The organism is Clostridium tarantellae (assembly GCF_009295725.1).
GTDB classification, from domain to species: domain Bacteria; phylum Bacillota; class Clostridia; order Clostridiales; family Clostridiaceae; genus Sarcina; species Sarcina tarantellae.
On the sequence record NZ_WHJC01000535.1, the window covers coordinates 1 to 1,072 of the forward strand.

Consider the following 1,072-nt stretch of genomic DNA (forward strand, 5'->3'; position numbering starts at 1 on the left):
AAAAAATTTAGCATTAAATAAACAAGCAGTATCATCATCTAATGAAACAGATTATTTTACTGCTAATTTAGTTACAGATGGAAATAATGAATCAGCATCATCAAGATGGTCAAGTGGCGCTTTTATAAATGATGAACATCAATGGATATATATTGATTTAGGAGAAATAACTGAATTTGATACAGTAAAATTATACTGGGAAGTAGCAAATGCTACTATATATAGAATAGAAGTTTCAAATGATGCAACTAATTGGACTTCAGTTTATAGAACAACTGAAGGTATGGGTGGAGTAGAAACAATAACTTTAACTTCTATTCAAAGTGCAAGATATGTAAGGGTATATTGTGAAAAAAATAATACAGTTATTTCAGTTTCACTTTATGAAATTGAAATATACAATATGATCATTAATAGTGGAATTAATATAGCAGAAGGCAAACGTATTTATGGTCGAAATGCAAATGAAAAAAATAGTTTGGTTAATGCTATAGATGGAGATTTGAACACTTACTGGGATGGTGGTCAATATCCTTCTTATTTAGAGATAGATTTAGAAAAAGTTTATTCCTTAGAGTCTATTAATATAGTTAATTATGTAGATGGGGTTAGATATTATTATTATAGTGTTTACGGAAGTAAAGATGGAGTAAACTATAATAAAATTGCTAAAAAAAATAATAATAATATGGCAACTACTGAAGGAGATACCTTTAAGTTAAATAGTGGTGTTGAAGCAAGATATTTAAGAGTTCTTATAGAATATTGTTCTGCAAATGAAGCAGCTCATATTTCTGAATTTAGAGTTTATGGAAAAGAAACAGGTGAAATAAGTAATATAAATAAAGCAATAAATATTCAAAATTTTGCTGATACAGAATATGCGTCTCCAATAACTATAGAAGAAACATTAAATGAAATTATGGGAATTATAACAAGAAGATTAGGTTCTCAGTATATTAATTGGTTTGATTTTAGTATTAAAGCTAATACAAATAATTTAGACTATTTCCAAATTTCAAATGGTGATAATGGAAAAATTAAAATTGAAGGAAATAACGGTGTTTCTTTA

General features: G+C 26.8%; 1 protein-coding gene. It reads left to right on the plus strand.

Annotation, left to right across the window (positions count from 1 at the left end):
- The coding region (locus GBZ86_RS16170) for a discoidin domain-containing protein (RefSeq protein ID WP_207707479.1) at positions 1 to 1,072 on the plus strand (1,072 nt) is incomplete at both ends.